A 323-nucleotide genomic window follows, 5' to 3' on the forward strand; every position below is an offset into this window, starting at 1 on the left:
GTCAACAGTACCCGACACGCCTCTTAACAATGCGGACCAAGTCGGGTCATTTGATTTTAGGAGAAAAAATGAAAAAAATTCATCAAGAACCGATTAGTATAGAAAATCAAGTAAAAAACTTAATAGACTTAGGACTTTTAGTAGAAGATAAAACTTATGCTAAGAAAATTCTTGGAAGAATATCCTATTATAGGCTGATTAAAGCTTATAGTATCACATTAAAAAAAGATGGAAGATATATATCAGGAACAAGTTTTGAAGATATTGTAAGTTTATATAAATTTGATAGAGAACTTAGACAGCTTATATTTGAAACAATAGAG

Annotated in this window: 1 protein-coding gene; it reads left to right on the plus strand. The window is 29.4% G+C overall.

What is annotated here, in order from left to right; translation table 11 throughout:
* Positions 1 to 68 precede the first annotated feature (68 nt).
* Positions 69 to 323 (plus strand): Abi family protein (locus HMPREF0077_RS10230; protein ID WP_169304259.1); only part of this gene is annotated, 255 nt, incomplete at its 3' end.

Origin of the sequence: Anaerococcus tetradius ATCC 35098 (genome assembly GCF_000159095.1) — a bacterium.
Taxonomy (GTDB): domain Bacteria; phylum Bacillota; class Clostridia; order Tissierellales; family Peptoniphilaceae; genus Anaerococcus; species Anaerococcus tetradius.